The sequence below is a fragment of the Burkholderia sp. AU45251 genome (genome assembly GCF_030482905.1).
In the GTDB taxonomy this organism is placed as follows: Bacteria; Pseudomonadota; Gammaproteobacteria; order Burkholderiales; family Burkholderiaceae; genus Burkholderia; species Burkholderia aenigmatica.
The window spans coordinates 112,243-133,679 of the sequence record NZ_JAUJQH010000016.1 but is presented as its reverse complement, the minus strand read 5'-3'; the positions used below and the strand labels follow the sequence as shown (position 1 = coordinate 133,679).

The following is a 21,437-nucleotide window of genomic DNA, read 5'->3' as shown; positions in this document are numbered from 1 at the left end:
GCTCGCGCGGTTTCGTAATGAATTGTTTCCGGTGGTTTCCCGGTGCGCAGGCAGGCTTGCGACATGCGCAAAAAAGCCCGCTCGAAAGCGGGCTTCGTACATCGCGAATCGCGAGATGATCCGGCGAGGATCGCCGGATCACCGCGTGCGCTTACTGACGGTGATAGATTTCGGCGCCGGTCTTCACGAACTCGACTGCCTTCACTTCCATCCCTTTCTTCAGCGCTTCGGTTTCCGACACACCCTGCTGCGCCGCGAACTCGCGCACGTCCTGCGTGATCTTCATCGAGCAGAAGTGCGGGCCGCACATCGAGCAGAAGTGTGCAACCTTCGCCGAATCCTTCGGCAGCGTTTCGTCGTGGAATTCGCGCGCCTTGTCCGGATCGAGGCCGATGTTGAACTGGTCTTCCCAGCGGAACTCGAAGCGCGCCTTCGACAGCGCGTTGTCACGCACCTGCGCGCCCGGGTGGCCCTTCGCGAGATCGGCGGCGTGCGCGGCGAGCTTGTACGTGATGATGCCTTCCTTCACGTCGTCCTTGTTCGGCAGGCCGAGGTGTTCCTTCGGCGTCACGTAGCACAGCATCGCAGTGCCGAACCAGCCGATCATCGCGGCGCCGATGCCGGACGTGATGTGGTCGTAGCCCGGCGCGATGTCGGTGGTCAGCGGCCCGAGCGTGTAGAACGGCGCTTCCTTGCACCAGTCGAGCTGGAGATCCATGTTCTCCTTGATCAGCTGCATCGGCACGTGGCCGGGGCCTTCGATCATCACCTGCACGTCGTGCTTCCATGCGATCTGCGTGAGTTCGCCGAGCGTCTTCAGCTCGCCGAGCTGCGCTTCGTCGTTCGCGTCGTAGATCGAGCCGGGACGCAGGCCGTCGCCGAGCGAGAAGCTCACGTCGTACGCCCTCATGATCTCGCAGATCTCTTCGAAGTGTTCGTACAGGAAGCTTTCCTTGTGATGCGCGAGGCACCACTTCGCCATGATCGAGCCGCCGCGCGACACGATGCCGGTCATCCGGTTCGCGGTGAGCGGCACGTACTGCAGGCGCACGCCCGCATGGATCGTGAAGTAGTCGACGCCTTGCTCGGCCTGTTCGATCAGCGTGTCGCGGAAGATTTCCCAGGTCAGATCTTCAGCTTTGCCGTTGACCTTTTCGAGCGCCTGGTAGATCGGCACCGTGCCGATCGGCACCGGGCTGTTGCGGATGATCCACTCGCGCGTTTCATGGATGTGCTTGCCGGTCGACAGGTCCATCACCGTGTCGCCGCCCCAGCGGATCGCCCACGTCATCTTGTCGACTTCCTCGCCGATCGACGACGTGACGGCCGAGTTGCCGATGTTCGCGTTGATCTTCACGAGGAAGTTGCGGCCGATGATCATCGGCTCGGATTCCGGGTGGTTGATGTTCGCGGGGATGATCGCGCGGCCGCACGCCACTTCCGAGCGCACGAATTCCGGCGTGATCTCGGCCGGTGCGTTCGCGCCGAAGGCCGCTGCGCCGAACGCCTGGCCCGGGTGCTGGCGACCCATCATCGCGGCGAGCTTCGCGCCGTTCGGGCCGCTTGCCTTCAGGCTCTCGAGGTACTCGGCGCGGCGCTGGTTCTCGCGGATCGCGATGTATTCCATTTCCGGCGTGATGATGCCCTGGCGCGCATAGTGCATCTGCGTGACGTTCTTGCCGGCCTGGGCGCGGCGCGGGTTGCGGTGCAGGCCCGGGAACCGCAGGTCGGCGGTGGCCGGATCGGCCGCGCGCTCGAGGCCGTACTGGCTCGACAGGCCGCCTAGCACTTCGGTGTCGCCGCGTGCCTCGATCCAGCCCTGACGCAGCGCGGCCAGGCCTGCGCGGATGTCGATCTTCGCGTCCGGATCGGTGTAGGGGCCCGACGTGTCGTACACGTAGATCGGCGGATTCTTTTCGCCGCCGAAACCGGTCGGCGTGTCGGCCTGCGTGATTTCACGCATCGGCACGCGGATGTCGGGCTGCGAGCCGGTGACATAAACCTTGCGGGAATTCGGCAGCGGGGCGACGGCCGCGGCATCGACATGAGCGTCGGCGGACAGAAACTTCGGATTGGCGTTCATGCAATCTCCTGTGTGAGCGCCGGACAGGCGCTTCGGCGCTTGCCCGGAGCCCTTGACGTATGTGGGGCTCGAGCTAAGCAGGAGACGAGGCTTGGTGAGGCGGCGGATTTCGTCAGAAGGATGGCGGCGAAATCCGTACGCTTCCCTGCGCTGGCATTATCCAGATCAGGTTCAAAGGGTATTTCTCACCCGCAATGCCGGTTGTTTGACCGAACGCATTGCAGGACCCCCGCGTTAGCAGGGCACACGATACACTGGCTTGGCGGCGGTTTCAACCGGGAGAGGATCGGCTGCCCCGGTGCGGCCGCAGCATGGCGGGCGGTACGATGGCCCGTCGAAATGGCAGCGCGCGTCGCCGCCGCATGGCCTCCCGGCCTGGCCGGCAACGGCGAAGCGGTGCAGCATGACGCGCTTTCGCGCAACCTTAAAAAAATTTCGCAGCGGCTGTCATTTCCCGCGACGTCGTCCGTCTATTCGGCTCCTTAAACCCATGTTTTGGAGAGATGTCATGAAAAAAGGTCTGATTGCCGCTTGCGTCGCCGCTTTCGCCACGATCACCACGGGCGCGTATGCGCAAAACGACGCGATGTCGCAGCCGGGCTCGTCGATGTCGAAGGACGCGATGGGCCACGACGCGATGGCCAAGGATGCAATGGGCCACGACGCGATGAAGAAGGACGGCATGAAGAAGCATGCGATGAAGAAAGACGCGATGAAGAAGGGCGCGATGTCGCACGACGAGATGGGCAAGCCGTCGGGCGACAAGATGGCGCCGTCGAACTGACGGAGGCGGACGCGGCGCGGCCGGCGCGTGCGTCGCACGGCGGCCGCCCGCCCGCATCGTGTTTCGTCGACCCATTCCGGGAGACTTCATCATGCAAACCGTTCCTGCCACCGGCCGTGCGGCCGCCACGCCGCCTGCGCGCCCGATCCATCCGCTGTGGGTGCGCGCGAGCCACTGGCTCAACGCGCTCGCGGCGATCCTGATGGTGCTGTCCGGCTGGCGCATCTACGACGCGTCGCCGATCTATCCGCCGTTCACGTTTCCGCATGGCATCACGCTGGGCGGCTGGCTCGGCGGTGCGCTGCAATGGCATTTCGCGGCGATGTGGCTGCTCGTCTTCAACGGGCTGTTCTACCTGACGATGTCGATCGCGACGGGGCGCCTCGCGCGCAAGATGCTGCCCGTCACGCCGGCGTCGATCTGGCGCGACATCCGTGCCGCGCTGGGCGGGCGGCTGTCGCACGACGACCTGAGCGTCTACAACGCGGTGCAGCGTGCCGCCTACCTGACCGCGATCGTCGATCTCGTCGTGCTGGTGCTGTCCGGACTCACGATCTGGAAATCCGTGCAATTTCCGCTGCTGCGCGAATTGTTCGGCGGCTACGACAACGCGCGTGTCGTGCACTTCTGGGCGATGTCGCTGCTCGTCGCATTCTTTGTCGTTCACGTCGCGATGGCACTGCTGGTGCCGCGCTCGCTGCTCGCGATGCTGCGCGGGCGCTGACCCGTCAACTTCGGGTGAAGGAAATCATCATGTCGGAATCCGAATACAAGCGCGACGGTTCGCGCTGGACGCTCGACCGGAAGTCGCTCGAACTCGACGTGCGCCGCGAGCTCGAGATGCCGTCGCGGCGGCTGTTCAACCGTCGCGTGCTGACGATCGGCGGCCTGACGATGCTGACCGGCTGCACGCTGAAGGACGACGCGTCGGTCAACACGTTCCTCGAGAAGGTGTCGCGCATGAACGACCGCGTGCAGGCGTGGCTGTTCAGCGGCGAGCGGCTCGCGCCGACCTACACCGAAGCCGATATCACGCGACCGTTCCCGTTCAACGCGTACTACGGAATCGACGACGTGCCGCACGTCGATGCGTCGACCTATCGGCTCGTGCTGTCCGGACGCGTGACGGGCAAGCGCGTGTGGACGCTCGACGAACTGTATGCGCTGCCGCATGCGGAACAGATCACGCGGCATATCTGCGTGGAAGGGTGGAGCGCGATCGGCCGCTGGGGCGGCACGCCGTTCGGCGCGTTTCTCGCGCGCGCCGGTGCCGATACGCGGGCGAAGTACGTCGGCTTCAAGTGTGCGGACGATTACTACGAGAGCATCGACATGCCAACCGCGCTGCATCCGCAGACGCTGCTCGCGTTCGACTACGACGGCCATCGGTTGCCGCCGGAATTCGGCTTCCCGATGAAGCTGCGGATGCCGACCAAGCTTGGCTACAAGAACCCGAAGCACATCGTGGAGATCTTCGTGACCGATACGTTTCCGGGCGGCTACTGGGTCGACCAGGGGTACAACTGGTTCGGCGGATCGTGAGCGGTGCGTGGCACGCGGTGGCGGCGCATGCGCGTGCCGAGATGCATCGGGCATCGCATGTGACGCGTCACGCGGATTCGCGTACCTGGAGGTCGACGCGCAGGCCGACAGCCGCCGCCATGTTCACGAGCGCGTCGAGCCCGAACAGGTTGATCTTGCCGCGCATCAGGTCGGAGACGCGCGGCTGCGTGACACCCAGCTGTTTCGCGGCCTGGGCCTGACTGAGCTCGAGCTGCGCGATGCGCTGCTTGAGCGCGATCATCAGTTCGGATCGCAGCTTCATGTTCTCGGCTTCGGCCGGCTGGCCCTCGATTGCGTCCCAGACGCTTGAATAACGTTCGTTGGTCATCGTTTCCTCTCCATCGTCAGCGCGCGGTAGCGCCGGGCGGCCAGTTCGATATCGGCCCGGGTCGTGCGCGCCGATTGCTTCCGGAAGCAGTGCAGCACGTAGACGGTGTCGGCGAATGTCGCGACGTAAATGATCCGGAACGCACCGCTCGCATCGCGCAGGCGAATTTCCCGCACGCCGACGCCGACGGTGCGCATCGGCTTCCAGTCGTCGGGGGCCAGCCCGCGTTGCACCTGGTCGATCTGGTGGCCGGCTTCGCGTCGCGCGGGCAGCGGAAAGCCGCGAAGATCGGCTAGCGCGCTGCCGACGAAAACGACAGGCTTCGGCGGAAGAATGGTTGGATTATACAAAATTTTGTATGGGTCGTGCGGGTTTCGAAGGAAGGCCGCGCAGGGCGGGAGGCGCGTGGGTCGACCGTCACGATAAGGGGGAAGCGCTGGCCGGCGTGCAGGACTGGCCGTTCGGCCGATGCCTGGCTCGATCGCGACGAACTGCCCTGGATGGCGGGGCGAAGCGGAATCGGCAACGCATGCGCGACGCGTATCCGGCCCCGATTTCACCGGTCCGCCGGCCGGAAAATGTCGCGCGGAAACATCATTCGTGATCCTTTCAGACAGGTCCGACGATGCTTTCGAATCCTTGATGCCATAATGCCGAGCGTGCGCAGCCGAAGCGGTTGCGCGCGTTTTTTTTGTCCCTCTGCCGCCGCTTGCCGGTTCTTTTTCGTCGCCGTTCGCACTGTCATGTCGTTCCGCACGTTCGCTCTGCCTTCCCGGTCCCGCCAGGGCCGTTTGCCGGCATCGCCGGCGTCTTTCAGCGGAGCACGCGGCGTGACGTGCGGGCAGGCCGCACGATGACGCCGCTCGACCGTCTCCTCGATTTCTTCGCCCGCTTCTCGTTCCGGATCCGCCTGCCGCAAAGCCGCGGCGGCCGCGTGGCGCTGGCGCTCGTCTTCATCTATTTCGTCTGGGGTTCGACCTACAGCGGCCTGCATTTCGCGCTGCAGTCGTTCCCGCCGCTGCTGCTGTCTGGGCTACGCAACCTGCTCGGCGGGATCGGCCTGTTCATCTTCGCGCTGCGGCGCAAGCCCGAATGGCCGACGCTGCTCGAAATCCGCAACGCAGGGATCGTCGGCACGATGCTCGTCGCGCTGTCGTCCGGCACGATCGCGCTCGGGATCAGTCTGGTCAGCAGCGGCTCGGCCGCGGTGATGGTGGCCACGGTGCCGCTGTTCGCGACCGTGATCGCGGCGGTTGCCGGGCGGCCGGTCACGAAAGGCGAATGGTCGGCCGTCGCGCTCGGGATGGTCGGCATCGTCGTGCTGAATTCGGGCGGTGCCGCCGCGCAGAATTCAGCGCTCGGCACGATCTGCGTGCTGGCCGGCGCACTGTTCTGGGCCGGCGGCGCGCATCTCGCGACGCGGCTCAAGCTGCCGTCCGACCTGTTTTTGTCGACGTCGCTGCAGATCGGCCTTGGCGGCATGATCTCGACGCTCGTCGCGTGGCTGGTCGGCGAGCGTATCGAGCACCTGATGGTGGGGCCGGTGTTCGCGTTCCTGTACCTGATGGTGTTCTGCACGATGGCCGCGTACGTCGCGTACGGCTACCTGATCCGCCACACGAGCCCGATCATCGCGAGCAGCTGCATGTACGTGAACCCGATCGTCGCGGTTGCGCTCGGTGCGCTGCTGCTCGGCGAACCCGTGACGATGGCGACGGTGGTCGCGACCGTCGCGATCCTCGGCAGTGTCGGATTGTCGTTCGTGTTCGATCCGGCGCGCCGGCCCGCGGCGGCCGCCGCGGCTGTGAGTTCGTCGGCAGCGGCTACCGAGCCGGCGGCGACGGCGGGTGCGTCGTCCGCCGCACCCGAGCAGATCGCAATGCCGGAGGCGGCGCCCATTCTCGCGCCCTCCGCCGTTCCGCTGGCCGTGCCGGCACCGGGCGCCGTGGTGGATCCCGCTGCCGTGATCGACCCGCCACCGGCGTTCGCGCAGCCGCAGGTCGACGAACCGGCCGCGCCCCGCGCCGACGCGTGACCTTGCCGTGGCCGGCGGCGCTCAGTCGCGCTGGCCGCCGCGGTAGTGGAACCAGCCGGCGAGCGCGGTGAACAGCAGCCCGACCGCGCACGTACCGAGCCAGCCGAACCCGCGCCACGCGGCGACGCCGGCCGACGAGCCGAGCGCGCCGCCGATGAAATAGCACACCATGTACACCGTGTTCACGCGGCTGCGTGCCTCGGGCTTCAGCGCGTAGATGCGCGACTGGTTCGAGATCTGCGCGGCCTGCACGCCGACGTCGAGCACGATCACGCCGATCACGAGCCCGACGAGGCTCGTGCCCGACAACGCGAAGATCACGTAAGACAGCGCGAGCAGCGTGATCGCGAGCGAGATGATCGTGCGCGGGCCGCGCTTGTCCGCGAAGCGGCCCGCGTACGGTGCCGCGAGCGCACCCGCCGCACCGACGATCCCGAACAGGCCGGCTGCCTGCGGGCCGAGATGGAACGGCGCGCTGGCGAGCAGCAGCGTCAGTACCGGCCAGAACGCGCTGAACGCCGCGAACAGCGCGGCGCCCGTCAGCGACGCCTCGCGCAATCCGCGCAGTTCGACCGCCAGATGCCACATCGAGCCGAGCAGCTTGCCGTACGGCAGCGTCGACGTCGGCGAGCTGCGCGGCAGCCGCAGCACGATCACGGCGGCGAGCGCGACGAGCGCCGCGACCGATGCGGCGAACACCGCGCGCCAGCCGAAATACTCGGCGACGAAGCCGGCGGCCGTCCGCGCGAGCAGGATGCCGAGCAGCAAGCCGCTCATCACGGTGCCGACCGCATGCCCGCGCTGGGCGGGCGGCGCGATCTCGGCGGCGAACGGCACGGCCTGTTGCGCGATCGTCGCGAGCACGCCGATCGCGAGGCTCGCGATGGCGAGCACGGCCAGCGACGGCGCGGTGGCCGCGACGATCAGCGCGATCGACAGGCCGGCGATCTGCATCAGGATCAGCCCGCGGCGGTCGAAGCGGTCGCCGAGCGGCGCGAGCAGGAACATGCCGGCCGCATAGCCGAGCTGCGTCGCGGTGGGTATCACGCCGATCCAGGACGCGCCGTCGGGAAACGCCGAGCGGAAGCTGTCGAGCAGCGGCTGGTTGTAATAGATGTTCGCGACGGACACACCCGCGATCGTCGCGAGCAGCAACAGCAGGCTGCGCGAATAGTGGGGCGAGGCGGCGTCGGTCGGACGGTCGGTGGAGGCGGTGGACATGGCTGCGCGGACAGAGTGGGACGGCGCAGCGCGCGGCGCACGCGTCGGGTGCGCAGGCGGGCAGGGCGCCGGTCAAGGCTGCCGATCATACCGGAGCGACGTGAATCCTGCCGGACGGGGGCAAATCGGCCAGGCCGGCCCAACCAGCGCACCCGGCCGGCCGCCGCCCGTCATCGTGCGCGCTTCATCGCGTCAGTCGACCAGCTCCCCCGTCGGTTCGTAAAACGGATAAGGCCCGGCGCCTTCATCGACGTACACGTGATGCGACGTCATCCCCGTATCGGGCGCATGGCAATGGATCGCGAACGCCGGCGGTTCGAGCCGGAATGCGGATGGCGCATCGGTTCGCAGGTCGAATGCGACCTGATGCGCCGGCGACGGCACCGCGGACGCGAGCGTGCCGCCGAAGCGCGTGAACATCGTGCGATGCACGTGGCCGCACAGCACGCGCTCGACGTTCGGATGACCGCGCAGCAGCGCGTCGAGTTTCGCAGAAGCGGCGGGCGCGAGGCGCAGCTTGTCCATGTGGCCGATCCCCGACACGAACGGCGGGTGATGCAGCGCGACGATCACCGGCCGGTCGCGCGCGGCGTCGAGCTGTGTGGCGAGCCAGGCGAGCCGTGCGTCGCACAGGTCGCCGTAGCTGGCGCCGGGAACCTGCGAATCGAGCGCGAGCACGCGCACCGCGCCGACGTCGAGCGCGTACTGCACGAATTCACCGCCCTGCAGTTCGGCGCGATCGGCAAACGCGCGGCGCAACCCGGCGCGGTCGTCGTGATTGCCGATCATCAGGTAGTACGGAATCTCGAGCGTCGCGAGCAGCCCGCGCAGGTTGCCGTACTCTTCATCGTGACCGAAGTCGGTCAGGTCGCCGGTGACGAGCACGGCGTCGGGGCGCGGCACGAGCGCGTTCAGCCTGGCGATGCAGCGCGCGAGCGCGGCCGCCGTGTCGACGCGCCGGTATGCGAGCTGGCCCGGACGCTTGATGTGGAGATCGCTGATTTGAGCAAGCAGCATCGTCGTTCCTCGGAATCGTCTGATTGTTGTCGCGGCGGCGTCGCGCGCCGCGGTGGGGTGCTGCATGAATGATGCCCGAATGACGGGTTACGCACCGAGTGCGATCAGCCCTTCCGGTGCGATCGTGAGGCCGACAGCCGTACCGCGTGCGAGTGCGATGCGGCCCGGCACGTCGATCACGAGCGCGTCGGGTGCCGCGTGCTCGATCGTGAGCCGCGTGCGCTCGCCGAGGAACGCGCACGCACTGACCGCGCCGCGCAGCGGCGCATGCGCGGGATCGGCGAGCTGCGCATCCTCGGGGCGGAAGAACCACTCGTCGGCGGCGTGCGGCGTCGCGATCGCGCCGCCCGCGGTCACCAGCGTGCCGTCGCGCCATTGCCCGGCAAGCCGGTTCAGCGTGCCGATGAATTGCGCGACCGTGCGATTAGCCGGGTGGTAGTAAATGTCGCGCGGCGTGCCGATCTGCTCGATGCGGCCCGCGCCCATCACGACGATCCGGTCGCCGAGCTCCATCGCCTCGGCCTGGTCGTGCGTCACGTAGACCGTCGTCACGCCGAGTTCGCGCAGCAGCGCATTCATTTCGCGCCGCAGCGTGTCGCGCAGCTTTGCGTCGAGCGCGGTCAGCGGTTCGTCGAGCAGCAGCACGCGCGGCCGTACCGCCAGCGCGCGGGCCAGCGCGACGCGCTGGCGCTGGCCGCCCGACAGCTGGTCGATCGGCTTGTCCGCATGCGCGTCGAGCCGCATCATCGCGAGCAGCTCGTCGACGCGCTCGCGCAGCGCGCGCGGCTCGGTCTTGCGGATCTTCAGCCCGTAGCCGACGTTGCCGCGCACCGTCAGGTTCGGAAACAGCGCGTAGTTCTGGAACACCATGCCGACCTGCCGGCGCTCGATCGGCAGCGGCGTCACGTCGTCATTGCCGAACGCGATCGTGCCGCCGGCGTCCGGCGTGTCGAGGCCCGCGATCAGGCGCAGCGTCGTCGTCTTGCCGCAGCCGGACGGCCCGAGCAGCACGAGCGTTTCGCCCGCGCCGATCGACAGGTCGAGCGGTTCGAGCACGCGTGTGCCGCGGAACGTCTTCGCGCAGCGGGTCAGGGTGATGGGAGTGGAATCGAGTTTCATGTCTGCGGAAAAATCAGCGCGGGCGCTTCTTGAGCGCGCGCGTGCCGGACGGATCGACGCCGAGCCACTGCATCGCGACGAGCAGCGGCAGCGTCATCAGCAGGAACAGGATCGTGTACGCGCTGCCGACTTCGAGGCGCAGCGACGCATACGTATCGGCGAGCCCGACGGGCAGTGTCTTGGTGTCGGGCGTATGCAGCATCCACGTGAGGTTGAATTCGCCGATCGACAGCGTGAGCACCGCGAGCGCACCCGCGACGATGCCGGGGCGCAGGTTCGGCAGCACGATCGTGACGAAGCGCGTGACGAACGACGCACCGAGGCTCGCCGCACCTTCCTCGAGCGTGCGCAGGTCGGCACCGGCTGCGACTGCCGCGACCGCGCGCACCATGAACGGCAGCGTGAACACGACGTGGCCGACGACGATGAACCACAGGCTCATCCGGAACGCGGTGAAGCCGCCGTACACGACCAGCAGCGCGAGCGCCGACGCGAGGCCGGGCAACGCGACCGGCAGCACGAGCGCTTCCTCGATCGCGCGCGCGACGCGGCTCTTGCTGCGCGCGAGCGCATAGCCGGCCGGCACGCCGACGACGAGCACGATCGCGAGCGTCGCGAACGCGACGTAAAGCGACAGCGCGACCGAGCCGTGATATTGCTGCCACACCTGTTCGAGCCAGCGCAGCGTGAGGCCGCTCGACAGGCCTCGGAAGTAGTTGACGGTGAGGCCCGCGAGCACCGACATCACGACAGGCACGATCAGGAACGCGCACAGCAGCAGGGTGACGCCCCATTGCAGCGCGGCGATCGCGCGCGCGCCCGTGACGCGCGGCGCGCGGCGCGCGACGCCGTTCGCCTGGGCGGGAGCGGGTGCCGGTGAAGGCGACGGCGCGGAAGAGCCGGAAAGCGATTGCATGCGGGAATCCTCAGGCCGCGGCGGCGGCGGTGTGGCCGGTGAAGCGGCGCGCGAGCGCGAGCACGGCCCAGGTGACGATGCCGAGCACGATCGACAGGCCGGCCGCCGTCGCGATGTTCGCGTTCAGCGTGAACTCGGTATAGATCGTCATCGGCAGCACGTTCAGGTCGGTGGCGAGCGTGAACGCGGTGCCGAACGCACCCATCGCGGTCGCGAAGCAGATCGCGCCGGCCGCGATCAGGCCCGGTGCGAGCGCGGGCAGCACGATGTCGACGAAGATGCGCCACGGCGATGCGCCGAGCGAGCGCGCGGCTTCCTCGAGCGACGCGTCGAGCTTCGACGCGGCCGCGATCACGGTGACGATCACGCGCGGAATCGAAAAGTACAGGTAGCCGATGAACAGGCCCGCGACCGAGTACGCGAATACCCACTTGTCACCGGTCAGCTTCGCGGACAGCATGCCGATCAGTCCCTGCCGGCCGGCGAGCATGATGACCATGAAGCCGACGACGACACCCGGGAACGCAAGCGGAAACGTCAGCAGCGCGAGCAGCACGCGCTTGCCCGCGAATTCGCGGCGCGCGAGCAGGAGGCCCGAGATCGTCGACAGCACGAGCGTCGCGAGCGTGACGCCCGCGGACAGTGCGACGGTCTCGCCGAGGCTCTTCATGTAGCGCGCATTGCCGAGCAGCGCCGCGTAGTGCGAGAAGAACGCGCCGTCGGCGGACACCTGCACGAGCGCCGCCATCGGCAGCAGCCAGAACGCGGCGAACACCGCGAGCGCCGGCGCGACGAGCGCGACGCGCCAGCGCAGCGGGAAAGTCAGGTCGAGCATCGGTTGCGTCCTGCCGCTTACTGCATCACCTGCAGGTACTGCTGGCCGAATGCCTGCTGGCCGGCCGCCATCTTGCCGAAGTCGACCGATTTCGCGCGGGCATATTCGCTCGCCGGCAGGAATTTCGACGCGATGTCGGCGCCGAGCGTCTGTGCGCGTACCGGACGCAGGTATGCGTTGGCCCACAGCTTCTGGCCTTCGTCGGACAGCACGAAGTCGAGCACCTTCTTGCCGTTCGCGTCGTGCGGCGCGCCCTTCACGAGACTCATCACGTACGGCACCGCGATCGTGCCTTCCTTCGGAATCACGAATTCGACGTTGGCGTTGTCCTTGTACTTCGCGCGATACGCGTCGAAGTCATAGTCGAGCAGGATCGGAATCTCGCCCGACAGTACGCGCGCATACGCGGTCTGCTTCGGCACGATCGGCGCGTTCGCTTTCAGCTTCCTGAACCAGTCGAGCGCCGGCTTGAAGTTGTCGAGGCTGCCGCCGAGAGCCTGGTTCACGGCGACCGCGCCCGCATAGCCGACGAACGCGCTCGACGGATCGAGATAACCGACCATGCCCTTGTATTCAGGCTTCAGCAGATCGGCCCACGAGCGCGGCACCGGCTTGCCGTCGAGCGCGTCCTTGTTCACGAAGAAGCCCAGCGTGCCCGAGTGGATCGCGAACCAGTAACCTTGCGGGTCCTTCAGGTTCGCGGGAATGTCGTTCCAGTGCGCGGGCTTGTACGGCGCGATCACGCCCTTGTCCTTCGCCTGGAAGGCCGACGATACGCCGAGATAGACGACGTCGGCGACCGGGCTCTTCTGCTCGGCGATCAGCTGCGCGATCGACTGGCCCGAGTTCTTGTTGTCGAACGGCACGCGGATGCCGGTCTTCTGCTTGATCGCCGCGATCTGCGCGGCCCAGTCGGCCCATTCGGGCGGGCAGTTGTAGCAGATCGCCGTTTCGTCGGCATGGGCGGCGGGCGCGCCGGCGATGAGCGCGGCGCAGGCGAGCGGCGCGGCAAGCGCACGCAGCAGCGAGGTCAGGCGAAAGGACACGGTTGGTCTCCGGGCGAGGGTGAGGCGCTGGGGTGGTGGTGTGTACGGGGCGGTGAGGCGCCCGGGTTCAGGCCTGGCGCAATTGCAGGTCGGTGGCCGGCGGGGCGACCGTCGCGCCGTCGCGCACCACGTGCGGCAGGATCAGCGACGTGCGTTCGATGGCTGCGCCGCCGATGCATTCGACGAGACGCTGCCACGCGTGGCGGCCGATGTCGCGGTTCGGCGTCGCGACGCTCGCGAGCGGCGGCGCGAGCAGTTCGCCGATCGCGATGCCGTCGAAGCCGAGCACCGACAGGTCGTCCGGGATCGAGAAACCCGCGCGGCGCAGGCCGCGCATCACGACCATCGCGAGCAGGTCGTTGCTGCAGAAGAGGGCGGTCGGACGCGTCGCGTGCGCGGTGAGATGCGCAAGCACCGCGTCGGGCAATTCGGGCGCGTTGAAGTCGACTTCGACCGGCGGCAGCGTGGCGACGCCGCTTTCCTCGAGCGCCTGCGCATAACCGAGATGACGCTGGCGCGCCCGATCCGACGCGGCGAGCGAGCCGGCCAGCATCAGCACGCGACGATGACCGCGCGCGGTCAGCAGCCGCACGCCGTCGTAGGCGGCGCTGCGGTTGTCGACCGATACCGACGGGCGGCGCTGCGTGTCGTTGTGCATCAGCACGTAGTGCGGGCCGTCGCGGTCGAGCATGTCAAGCAGCGGGTGCGTGTCCGCGTCGGCGACGGTGAGGATCAGCCCTTCGACGCGCTGCTCGCGCAGCGTCTCGATCGCATGACGCTCGCGTGCCGCATCGTATTCGGTCGTCATCAGGATCAGCTTGAAGCCGGCCGCGGTCGCGAGTTCGTCGATGCCTTGCAGGCAGTCGGCGAACACGGGGTTCGACAACGTCGGCACGACGACGCCGACGAGCCGCGTGCGTTCGCCGCGCAGTTGCCGGCCGAGCGGGCTCGGGCGAAATTGCAGCGTGTCGATCGCGGTGCGGATCGTTTGCAGCGTGGCGGGACTGACGGTATGCGGCGCGTTGATCGCACGCGAAACGGTGGCGATCGAGAAGCCCGCGAGGGCAGCGACGTCCTTGATGGTCGAGGTCATGTGGTAGCGCGATGTAAACGTTTTCGGCCGGAAAATTATCGAAAACGTTTGTGACCTGCCGATGACGCGTGAAGGGGGCACATCGGACAGCGCGCGCGGGCTCGTATGACGAAAGCGCTCGCGAAACCAAGCGTGGATTGTAGCGGCGGAACGGCGGGTCGTGGGGGCGTGTGAGGCGGTTTGTGGCGAAGGATCGATGCAGGCGTGTCTGTCGGCGCGATAGCGGGGTGGGCGCGCGCGAAGAACGGCGACGCCCGAATCGCGTGGCCCGCGTACCGTCCGTCGACCCGGGCGGCGGACGGTACGCAAGGACCGACGGACGTTACAGCGCGACGAACAGCATGCCGTGCGGATCCTGAAGCGCCGACGCGTTGCCGACGCTCGTTGCGATCGGCGTCAGGTGACCGGTCTTCGGATCGAGCTTCATCACCTGGCCCTGGCCGGCGCTGTATGCGTCGCCCTGGCTGAATGCGGCATCGACGCGGTACGTGGTGTTGTTTGCGTCGGTGAACAACATGAAGGTCTTGTTTTGCGGCCCGGGTGCCGGCACCCAGCGGGTATCGTCGACCGGATACACGGGGCCGTCCTTGTCGTTGAAGAGCGTGAGCGTCAGCACGCTGACACTCTGGCTTGCGCCCGGATTGTGGATGAACACCAGCTTGCCGTCGGCCTGGCTGTCGAGGACGAGGTTGCCGGCCGTATCGATCGCTTCGGAATCCGGGTCCGTCAGGGCCAGCGTGACCGGCTGGTTGTAGGTCGGATTCGGCGAACCGCAGACCGACGGCGTCAGGTCGGTCGCCTGCGCGTTGCCGGCCAGTACGGGGGCGACGTCGAACGTCGTGCCGTTGGCGTTCAGCGTGAGCTGGACGACCGTCGGCGCGGCGCCCGGCGTCGCCGGGTTCGACGCGCTCACGTAGACGTTGCCGTTGAGCAGTTGCATGTCGTCGTAGCCGCCGCCGTGCGCGGTCGGATTGACGGTCGGCGCGTAGGTCTTCTGCGTGCCGGCCTTGAGGTCGATGATCGTCAGCTCGGGATTGCCGTCTTCGTTGGCCATCGCCCAGAGCGTGTTGGTATCGGCGCGCGCCATCAGGCCGTCGACGTGCCCCGGCACCGAGTAAGTCTTGAGCGCGTTGCCGCCCAGGTCGTACTGCACGACATCGTTGGTCAGCCCCGGGACCGAGCCGTCCTTGACGTCCCCGGCCTTCTGGTAGCCGATGAAGACGGTGTCGTTGAACTGGACGATCGAGTCGGGCTTGTCGGTGGAGACCGGCGCTTTCGCGAACACGGACAGCGCGTAGCCGGACGCGGTGGCCGTGTTCGGCACGGCCGCCGTGTTGGCCGGTGCGATACCGGGGGTCGAGGTTGCATCGTCTCCACCGCATGCCGCAAGAAAGACCGATGCCGACATCGCAATGAACAGAGGCTTTCTAAACATTTCGTTTTCCTGAACGAATGATTCGTGCCGACCGAATCGGGTTGATCTATTACCGCTGGTTACATGGGCGCGGGTCAGGCTAAGGCGCACATATTTCGTTTCGGTGAAAAAATCACGAACGTGCGGCGTGCCGTTCGCAACGCCGGAATCGGCTATCACGGCGTTGCTTAAGGCGGGCTTAACGCAATGTGGCGAATCGCCTGCGTCTCGAAATTCCGTCGGAAATCGGAGCATCGGCTGCGTCGGTCGCGCATGCGTCTGTCAGGCGAAATCGAAGCCTTTCATTTTCCGGATGTAAGGCGTATGCGATCGAACGCGCGGCCGATCGTGCCGGCAGGCATCGGTACCGTTGCGTGGGGCGATGATTCACCGGACCGGATCGGTCTCGGGACGTTGCCGTGGCAGCGCGTCGCCGGTCGGGCAATCAACGACGGAACAAATGAAGAAGGGGGGCGCGAGCAATGGTAGAATCGCGTCCGCCCTCTTGCCGGGGTGATGAAATTGGTAAACATAGCGGACTTAAACGATTGAGTGCCCGGTCGGAAACGGTCGGTGCAGAACCCTTCAAATTCGGTGAAACCCCTGATGCGCGCATCGAGGCAACGCCGAGCCAAGCCTCGCGGTATCCGCGAGGAAGGTGTAGAGACTAGACGGGGGGCGCCTAAGGCGCACGGGCAGCAGTTATGCCCGCGCGTGACGGTGAAGGCATAGTCCAGCGCACGAACGGCATCGCGCACGCGACGCCGGCTTTGAAAGAAGCAGTGTGACGAAAATCCGCCGCCTTAACTGGCTTGCCGGTTCGAGTCCGGTCCCCGGCACCACGATCGCTTTCACGGCGATGCGACGAAAGGTCGAAAGCCCGCGAGAAGCCTAGCGCTCGCGGGTTTTTTGTTTTTTGTGGCGTTGAGTCGGATGCGATTGCCAATCGAAGCATGCATCTTCCACATGCGCTGCGTGCTCGATACTTGTAACGATGGTCTTCAGGCGGGTCGGTCATTCGACCGATGTCGTCGAGGCCCGTTGCAGGCCACGATCATCACTCAACGAGCGGCGCTGAAGTCCTGGCAACTGAATTCAGGCTCACACCGACGCACGGGAACTCCTGGGGGATGATTGCAATGTCGGCTCGTCAATGCATCATCGTTGCGATTGCGGGCTGGCTGCCCCGAGCATTGGGAATCTTCCATTCTGTCGGGAGCCATTCGGTTCGGTCATGCCATTCGCCGCGGGAAGGCGGGCGGTGCGCGATGGGGAACGCTCTCCAGCGCCGCACGATCCGCCCTGGTGGGGGCGTTGCTTTCCAGCGAGGCGATGGGCGCCGTCTACTTTCTGATGACGGGATGGTGGTGGTTCGCCTGCGAGTCGAAGGGCAACCCGCAGTCGATCTGCACGGGAGAATAGGATGGACAACAGGGAGATTCCGCTTGCCAATGACCCGGTGCAGTACAGGACTCTGCTGCACGACGAGATCTGCACGGTATTGCAAACGACGATTCAGTCGGGCGGCGTACCGGACATCGTGCCGGGCGAATAGTTTCGTCGAGGTAAACCGCGGGCCGGCGCAACCACGTTTCTTCAGATCAGGCCCATTGCCGATGCCTTGAGCGTCGCTGCCGCGCGCGTCGAACAGCCAAGCTTGCGAAACACACTTTCGATGTGCGTGCGCACCGTGCTCGGACTGATGGTCAATTCCCGCGCGGCCTCCTTGTTGCTCGCGCCGCGCGAAATGACGCGCAGCACGTCGATCTCTCGCGCGGACAGGCCGGCACCGGACGGTGCACTTCTGGATGCGCGTCTGGCGACGGGGATGCCTGCCGACGTCAGCACACCGACCGCTTCGCCGCATAGCCGGCCGTGCGAGGCCTCGTCCCTCAGCAGACGGGCGGCCGCGTCGTCGGTCAGCGCGGCGCGCCAGGGGCGTGGCGATCGCAATGCGACCCACGCGACGGATGCTGCCAGCACGCGAGCCTCCAGTGACAGCGCAGACGTGTGTGCGCCGCGAAAATACCCCGAACCGTCCAGCCGTTCGTAAGCGTGCGATGCAAGGAGGGCGGCGTGGCACAGCGCGCCGGACTGTTTGCCGGCGCGTTCCGTCCAGTACGGTACCAGCCGCACCTTCTCCCACGCGCTTGCCGGCAACGCCGTGGGCAGGTTCCATACGTCGTTGGGTACGGCTGCCTTGCCGATACCGTGAATCAGTCCGGCCTGGTAGACCAGCGAACGCCCGGCGTCATCCGGTTTGAGCCGCGCATGACACCCGGCCGCCGTCACGGCGACCGCACGCGAAAAGCCCGTCATCCACGGCAATTTCAGGTCGACGATGTCGGCGATCAGTTCAGCGGATGTCATCCGTTGCATATCGGAGGTCGCCAGTGCGATGTCGAACTCGGCCGGCGACGTGCGTTCCAGTTCCGTCAGCCAGGCTTGCGCGTGACGTATCGTCGTCGCGACGAGGTGCGACGGATACCGCGAGTCGGCACGCTGCCCGATGAGTCCCAGTGCCCGCTCGACGCCATACGTGCGACTCAGTACTTCCAGATCGCCGGCAAGCGCGACGACCGGCACGGCTGCAGGTACGTGTTCGCGTGCGAGCTGTGCAGGGAACCCGCTGCCGTCCCAGGCCTCGAAAATGTGACGCAGCGCCGTTTCGGTCGCCATTGAAAGCCCGAGTATTCGCGCGACCTCGCCAGCTACTTCGCAGTGAATCTGCGCGAGTTGGGTCATCGATGCAGCGGCGTTTCCGATTGCCTCGGCCATGCCGGGCCTGTTCTCGAGCATCGCCGTGCGGATCGCGATGTCGTCACCGAACACGTGCGCGAAACCTGCTGCGTTCGCCGTACAACCCGACCAGCGAAGCAGCGACACCTCGCGAACCGTATCGCACGCCGATGCGCCCAGTCCGGCCGCGTCTGCGAGTCGTATACCCAGCCACGCGGTGCGAAGCGAATGGTCGGTCGGCTGTCCCATGCTCAGATCGCCGATGAAGGCGATGGCCCTCACGGAATCGAATATGCGCAGTGCGGCGTGGCTGGCTTCGGCGTCGAACATCAGGCTCGGCTCGGAAAATCGCAGGGACGAGCGAACGATCATACGCGACGCGGGCGCGTGCGCCCCGTTGCGTGACGCTGTCCGGGGTCGGTCATTTGACCGATCCCGGACGGTTCGAACGATCGGGACAATCTGGCTGCACGCGGGGCAAGCGAAATGCAACGCCGCATGAATGCTTCCTTGCGCCGTCGGTGTCGCCGGAGTGGCGGCGACCGGGGCCAACATTGTCAGAAGGAGTCGTCGTCTTATGCCTCATCCCATTTCCGCTTTGGGTGCCGGTCACACCCTCGTCAGCCTGGTGACGATTGCCGCCGGCCTCTACAGCTTCGCCCGGTATCGGAAGATCGACAACGCGACCCGGTCCGCCAGGATTTACGTCACAGGCATGGCGATATCCGTGCTCACGTCGTTCGGCTTGTCCAGTACCGGCGGCTTCAATGCCGGGCATGCACTCGGCATCCTGGCGCTGATCGCGATATCGGGCGGGCTCCTCGTTCCGCGCATCGAAGCGCTGGGGCGTGCACGGCCGTACCTGGCCCAGTTCGCATTCTCGTTCAGCTTCTTTCTGTTGCTGGTTCCCGGGATCAACGAGACGCTGACGCGGCTGCCGATCGGTCACCCGCTTGCGAATGGCCCGGCATCCCCGGTCGTGCGCGGATCGCTCGCCGCGTGGCTGGGCATCTTCGTGCTTGGATCGGTGTTGCAGCTTGTGCGGCTTCGGTCGTACCGCAGCCGCATCTGAACGTGCGGAAAGCGGGCGCCGTGTCGCATCATCGCTCGGCGTGCCCGGCCGTGCCGCTTTCCGGGGCGGCATCTGCCGGCCGAACCCGCACCATGTCGATCAGCGCACGCAACCCGCCCGAAACATGGCGATGACCGGAGTAATACAGGCACAGCCCCGGCATGACCGGACACCAGTCGGCCAACACGCGTTCGAGACGCCCGTCGGCCAGCGCATTGCAGACGAGATGGTCGGGCACGAATGCGATCCCGATTCCGTCGATCGCGGCGTCGACCATCAATGGCTGGTCGGTCAGCGTGAGCGGGCCGCGGACGTTCACCGTTTCGACGACACCGCGGCGCTCGAACTCCCAGCGGTAGATCGCACCGCTATCGAAGCGGAAGCGGATGCAGTCATGCCGGTCCAGATCCTGCGGCACGTCGGGGCGGCCGCGCGCGGCGAAATAGGCCGGCGACGCGACGGCGGCGAATCGCACCGGATCGGACACGCGCACCGCGATCATGTCTTGCGGCACGGCTTCGGCCAACCGGATCCCCGCGTCGAATCCGCCGGCGACGATGTCGCCGAGCTTGCCGTCCGTCACGATGTCGAGGTGGACCTGCGGGTAGTCGCGCAGGAAGCGTGCGAGCACCGGTTTCAGCACGAGGCGGATCGCCCCTTCGCTGGCGTTGATGCGCACGGTGCCGCTGGGTGTGTCGCGCATCTCGTCGACTGCGAGCATCGCCTCCGCAACCGACGAGATCGCCGGGCGGAGCTTGTCGACGAGCCGCTCGCCGGCGTCTGTCAGCGACACGCTGCGCGTGGTGCGATTGAACAGGCGTACCCCCAGGCGCTGCTCGAGGCTCTTGATCGAATGACTGATCGCCGACGGCGTGACGTCGAGCTCGACCGATGCCGTGCGGAAGCTGAGGTGAGTCGCCGCGGCGAGGAACACATTGAGCGAGAAGAGATCGCCGCTTTTCAATTGATGAGCTGATTTCATCGTGACATAAAGATTGGCGAGATTGTCATGATAATGCGCCTTTTCTAGACTAGGCCCTGCGTTCGGTTGAACAAGGAGCGGGCAATGAAGATGAAGGCGATCGTGATGACGGGGGCCAACCGGCCCTGGGAAGTGCAGGAAGTGCCGGCGCCGGAAGCCGGTCCCGGGCAGGTGCTGGTGAAGGTGCATGCGTCCGGGATGTGCTACACGGACGTGTGGGCAACGCAGGGCTACGGCGGGGACATCTACCCGCAGACACCGGGCCACGAGGTGGTCGGCGAAATCGTCGAAGTGGGCGCGGGCGTGCATGCGCGCCGGGTGGGCGACCGGATCGGCACGACGTGGGTGCAATCCGCATGCGGGCGCTGCCCGTACTGTCGCGAACATCGCCCGCTTTCCGGCCGGACGGCCGTGAATTGTGATGCGCCGCGGACCACCGGGTTCGCATCGCAGGGCGGACATGCGGAGTACATCGCCGTGGCGGCCGAGGGCACGGTGCTGTTGCCCGACGGGCTGGCCTATGTCGATGCCGCGCCGATGATGTGCGCGGGCTACACGACATGGAGCGGCTTGCGCGATGCGGCGCCGCAACCGCACGAGAAGGTGGCCGTGCTCGGCATCGGCGGACTGGGGCACGTGGCGCTGCAGCTGTCCCGCGCGTGCGGCTTCGAGACCATCGCGATCACGCATTCGGCTGACAAGCGCGACCTCGCCATCGGGCTGGGTGCGGACCGGGTCGTCGCAAACGGCGCGGAGCTTCGCGACCTGGGCGGCGCGGATGTCCTGCTGGTCACGACCAACGAGTTCAGTACTGCAGAGGAAGCGATGACGGGCGTGCGGGTCGACGGCCGGGTGATCCTCTGCGGGCTCGACTTCAGCAAGCCGTTCTCGATCGCGTCGCAGCGCAAGCCGTTCCACATGATGCGCCAGCAGGTCATCGGCTCCACGCATGGCGGCTTGCGCTACCTGAGCGAAGTGCTGGACCTTGCCGCCAAAGGCAAGGTCCAGCCGATCGTCGAGACATTCTCGCTGGACCAGGCGACCGAAGCCTATGACCGCCTCGCGTCCGGGAAGATGCGCTTTCGCGGCGTGTTCACACCTGCGCAAAGCCACTGACGCTCGAAGGTGCCCGGGGGATGCGGGGACGTATCTCCCGGCAAGCGCGCGTGGCCGACTCGCCGCGCTCCGCA

The 21,437-nt window shown here is 66.7% G+C and carries 21 protein-coding genes and 1 riboswitch; of the genes, 8 read left to right on the top strand and 13 right to left on the bottom strand.

What is annotated here, in order from left to right; all coding sequences use genetic code 11:
- Window positions 1-151: 151 nt before the first annotated feature.
- On the bottom strand, window positions 152-2,083 hold the full coding sequence (gene thiC, locus QZM67_RS26790) for a phosphomethylpyrimidine synthase ThiC (RefSeq protein ID WP_301807997.1): 1,932 nt from the start codon (window positions 2,081-2,083) through the stop codon (window positions 152-154).
- A 124-nt stretch (window positions 2,084-2,207) separates the two neighbouring features.
- A riboswitch (TPP riboswitch) is annotated at window positions 2,208-2,324 on the bottom strand.
- 98 nt (window positions 2,325-2,422) lie between these two features.
- On the opposite strand from thiC, the gene QZM67_RS26785 reads away from it, so the two are divergent.
- The 4 genes from QZM67_RS26785 (at window position 2,423) to QZM67_RS26770 (ending at window position 4,409) form a co-directional block, all read left to right on the top strand.
- The gene (locus QZM67_RS26785) at window positions 2,423-2,569 is read left to right on the top strand and encodes a hypothetical protein (RefSeq protein ID WP_301807994.1); all 147 of its coding nucleotides are present in this window, start codon (window positions 2,423-2,425) and stop codon (window positions 2,567-2,569) included.
- Window positions 2,570-2,591: 22 nt separating this feature from the next.
- On the top strand, window positions 2,592-2,867 hold the full coding sequence (locus tag QZM67_RS26780) for a pentapeptide MXKDX repeat protein (protein WP_301807991.1): 276 nt from the start codon (window positions 2,592-2,594) through the stop codon (window positions 2,865-2,867).
- A 91-nt stretch (window positions 2,868-2,958) separates the two neighbouring features.
- On the top strand, window positions 2,959-3,591 hold the full coding sequence (locus QZM67_RS26775) for a cytochrome b/b6 domain-containing protein (protein ID WP_175024382.1): 633 nt from the start codon (window positions 2,959-2,961) through the stop codon (window positions 3,589-3,591).
- A 29-nt stretch (window positions 3,592-3,620) separates the two neighbouring features.
- Window positions 3,621-4,409 carry a molybdopterin-dependent oxidoreductase gene (locus QZM67_RS26770; RefSeq protein WP_301807987.1) on the top strand — a complete coding sequence of 263 codons (789 nt, stop codon included), beginning with the start codon at window positions 3,621-3,623 and terminating at the stop codon, window positions 4,407-4,409.
- A gap of 67 nt (window positions 4,410-4,476) precedes the next feature.
- On the opposite strand, the gene QZM67_RS26765 is transcribed toward QZM67_RS26770, so the two are convergent.
- Together QZM67_RS26765 and QZM67_RS26760 are read right to left on the bottom strand one after the other, a co-directional pair.
- On the bottom strand, window positions 4,477-4,758 hold the full coding sequence (locus QZM67_RS26765; RefSeq protein ID WP_043182145.1) for a helix-turn-helix domain-containing protein: 282 nt from the start codon (window positions 4,756-4,758) through the stop codon (window positions 4,477-4,479).
- Window positions 4,755-5,108, bottom strand: coding sequence for a type II toxin-antitoxin system RelE/ParE family toxin (locus QZM67_RS26760; RefSeq protein WP_226216034.1), 354 nt, complete (start codon window positions 5,106-5,108; stop codon window positions 4,755-4,757). The genes QZM67_RS26765 and QZM67_RS26760 overlap by 4 nt, the downstream gene beginning before the upstream one ends.
- Before the next feature lie 503 nt (window positions 5,109-5,611).
- Between QZM67_RS26760 and QZM67_RS26755 the strand changes: the two genes are divergently transcribed.
- Window positions 5,612-6,793 carry an EamA family transporter gene (locus QZM67_RS26755; protein ID WP_175024381.1) on the top strand — a complete coding sequence of 394 codons (1,182 nt, stop codon included), beginning with the start codon at window positions 5,612-5,614 and terminating at the stop codon, window positions 6,791-6,793.
- Window positions 6,794-6,814: 21 nt separating this feature from the next.
- Here the strand turns inward: QZM67_RS26755 and QZM67_RS26750 are convergent, their stop codons facing one another.
- From QZM67_RS26750 to QZM67_RS26715, 8 genes are all read right to left on the bottom strand, one after another.
- Entirely contained in the window at window positions 6,815-8,014 is a 1,200-nt protein-coding gene (locus QZM67_RS26750) for an MFS transporter (RefSeq protein WP_301807984.1), read from the bottom strand.
- Window positions 8,015-8,206: 192 nt separating this feature from the next.
- Window positions 8,207-9,031 (bottom strand): phosphodiesterase, encoded by an 825-nt coding sequence (locus QZM67_RS26745; RefSeq protein ID WP_301807982.1) that lies wholly within the window; start codon window positions 9,029-9,031, stop codon window positions 8,207-8,209.
- A gap of 87 nt (window positions 9,032-9,118) precedes the next feature.
- Complete coding sequence (locus tag QZM67_RS26740; protein ID WP_301807979.1) at window positions 9,119-10,150, bottom strand: ABC transporter ATP-binding protein; 1,032 nt, start codon at window positions 10,148-10,150, stop codon at window positions 9,119-9,121.
- A 13-nt stretch (window positions 10,151-10,163) separates the two neighbouring features.
- The gene (locus QZM67_RS26735) at window positions 10,164-11,066 is read right to left on the bottom strand and encodes an ABC transporter permease (protein WP_043182157.1); all 903 of its coding nucleotides are present in this window, start codon (window positions 11,064-11,066) and stop codon (window positions 10,164-10,166) included.
- Between the two features lie 10 nt (window positions 11,067-11,076).
- Entirely contained in the window at window positions 11,077-11,901 is an 825-nt protein-coding gene (locus tag QZM67_RS26730) for an ABC transporter permease (RefSeq protein ID WP_089445290.1), read from the bottom strand.
- A 17-nt stretch (window positions 11,902-11,918) separates the two neighbouring features.
- Window positions 11,919-12,947, bottom strand: coding sequence for an ABC transporter substrate-binding protein (locus QZM67_RS26725; protein WP_043182161.1), 1,029 nt, complete (start codon window positions 12,945-12,947; stop codon window positions 11,919-11,921).
- A gap of 67 nt (window positions 12,948-13,014) precedes the next feature.
- On the bottom strand, window positions 13,015-14,040 hold the full coding sequence (locus QZM67_RS26720; protein WP_175024375.1) for a substrate-binding domain-containing protein: 1,026 nt from the start codon (window positions 14,038-14,040) through the stop codon (window positions 13,015-13,017).
- A 322-nt stretch (window positions 14,041-14,362) separates the two neighbouring features.
- Window positions 14,363-15,475 carry a hypothetical protein gene (locus tag QZM67_RS26715; RefSeq protein ID WP_301807975.1) on the bottom strand — a complete coding sequence of 371 codons (1,113 nt, stop codon included), beginning with the start codon at window positions 15,473-15,475 and terminating at the stop codon, window positions 14,363-14,365.
- Between the two features lie 1,402 nt (window positions 15,476-16,877).
- Here QZM67_RS26715 and QZM67_RS26710 point away from each other — a divergent pair.
- Complete coding sequence (locus QZM67_RS26710; RefSeq protein ID WP_260865376.1) at window positions 16,878-17,009, top strand: hypothetical protein; 132 nt, start codon at window positions 16,878-16,880, stop codon at window positions 17,007-17,009.
- Window positions 17,010-17,050: 41 nt separating this feature from the next.
- Here the strand turns inward: QZM67_RS26710 and QZM67_RS26705 are convergent, their stop codons facing one another.
- Window positions 17,051-18,523: an HD domain-containing phosphohydrolase gene (locus QZM67_RS26705; protein WP_301807971.1), complete on the bottom strand. Its 1,473-nt coding sequence runs from the start codon at window positions 18,521-18,523 to the stop codon at window positions 17,051-17,053.
- A gap of 247 nt (window positions 18,524-18,770) precedes the next feature.
- Here QZM67_RS26705 and QZM67_RS26700 point away from each other — a divergent pair, with 247 nt between their 5' ends.
- Window positions 18,771-19,265 carry a hypothetical protein gene (locus tag QZM67_RS26700; protein WP_301807969.1) on the top strand — a complete coding sequence of 165 codons (495 nt, stop codon included), beginning with the start codon at window positions 18,771-18,773 and terminating at the stop codon, window positions 19,263-19,265.
- Between the two features lie 28 nt (window positions 19,266-19,293).
- On the opposite strand, the gene QZM67_RS26695 is transcribed toward QZM67_RS26700, so the two are convergent.
- Window positions 19,294-20,247: a LysR family transcriptional regulator gene (locus tag QZM67_RS26695; protein WP_175024371.1), complete on the bottom strand. Its 954-nt coding sequence runs from the start codon at window positions 20,245-20,247 to the stop codon at window positions 19,294-19,296.
- 84 nt (window positions 20,248-20,331) lie between these two features.
- Here QZM67_RS26695 and QZM67_RS26690 point away from each other — a divergent pair, with 84 nt between their 5' ends.
- Window positions 20,332-21,363, top strand: a complete 1,032-nt coding sequence (locus QZM67_RS26690) for an alcohol dehydrogenase catalytic domain-containing protein (protein ID WP_301807965.1) — start codon at window positions 20,332-20,334, stop codon at window positions 21,361-21,363.
- Window positions 21,364-21,437 lie beyond the last annotated feature (74 nt).

Excerpts from the sequence above, each read along its gene's own strand:
- thiC (WP_301807997.1), bottom strand. The coding sequence starts at position 2,083 with ATGAACGCCAATCCGAAGTTTCTGTCCGCCGACGCTCATGTCGATGCC.
- QZM67_RS26785 (WP_301807994.1), top strand. The coding sequence starts at position 2,423 with ATGGCAGCGCGCGTCGCCGCCGCATGGCCTCCCGGCCTGGCCGGCAAC.
- QZM67_RS26715 (WP_301807975.1), bottom strand. The coding sequence starts at position 15,475 with ATGTTTAGAAAGCCTCTGTTCATTGCGATGTCGGCATCGGTCTTTCTT.
- QZM67_RS26690 (WP_301807965.1), top strand. The coding sequence starts at position 20,332 with ATGAAGATGAAGGCGATCGTGATGACGGGGGCCAACCGGCCCTGGGAA.
- QZM67_RS26770 (WP_301807987.1), top strand. The coding sequence starts at position 3,621 with ATGTCGGAATCCGAATACAAGCGCGACGGTTCGCGCTGGACGCTCGAC.
- QZM67_RS26705 (WP_301807971.1), bottom strand. The coding sequence starts at position 18,523 with ATGTTCGACGCCGAAGCCAGCCACGCCGCACTGCGCATATTCGATTCC.
- QZM67_RS26745 (WP_301807982.1), bottom strand. The coding sequence starts at position 9,031 with ATGCTGCTTGCTCAAATCAGCGATCTCCACATCAAGCGTCCGGGCCAG.
- QZM67_RS26735 (WP_043182157.1), bottom strand. The coding sequence starts at position 11,066 with ATGCAATCGCTTTCCGGCTCTTCCGCGCCGTCGCCTTCACCGGCACCC.
- QZM67_RS26700 (WP_301807969.1), top strand. The coding sequence starts at position 18,771 with ATGCCTCATCCCATTTCCGCTTTGGGTGCCGGTCACACCCTCGTCAGC.
- QZM67_RS26720 (WP_175024375.1), bottom strand. The coding sequence starts at position 14,040 with ATGACCTCGACCATCAAGGACGTCGCTGCCCTCGCGGGCTTCTCGATC.
- QZM67_RS26780 (WP_301807991.1), top strand. The coding sequence starts at position 2,592 with ATGAAAAAAGGTCTGATTGCCGCTTGCGTCGCCGCTTTCGCCACGATC.
- QZM67_RS26730 (WP_089445290.1), bottom strand. The coding sequence starts at position 11,901 with ATGCTCGACCTGACTTTCCCGCTGCGCTGGCGCGTCGCGCTCGTCGCG.
- QZM67_RS26750 (WP_301807984.1), bottom strand. The coding sequence starts at position 8,014 with ATGTCCACCGCCTCCACCGACCGTCCGACCGACGCCGCCTCGCCCCAC.
- QZM67_RS26695 (WP_175024371.1), bottom strand. The coding sequence starts at position 20,247 with ATGAAATCAGCTCATCAATTGAAAAGCGGCGATCTCTTCTCGCTCAAT.
- QZM67_RS26710 (WP_260865376.1), top strand. The coding sequence starts at position 16,878 with ATGGACAACAGGGAGATTCCGCTTGCCAATGACCCGGTGCAGTACAGG.
- QZM67_RS26765 (WP_043182145.1), bottom strand. The coding sequence starts at position 4,758 with ATGACCAACGAACGTTATTCAAGCGTCTGGGACGCAATCGAGGGCCAG.
- QZM67_RS26775 (WP_175024382.1), top strand. The coding sequence starts at position 2,959 with ATGCAAACCGTTCCTGCCACCGGCCGTGCGGCCGCCACGCCGCCTGCG.
- QZM67_RS26755 (WP_175024381.1), top strand. The coding sequence starts at position 5,612 with ATGACGCCGCTCGACCGTCTCCTCGATTTCTTCGCCCGCTTCTCGTTC.
- QZM67_RS26740 (WP_301807979.1), bottom strand. The coding sequence starts at position 10,150 with ATGAAACTCGATTCCACTCCCATCACCCTGACCCGCTGCGCGAAGACG.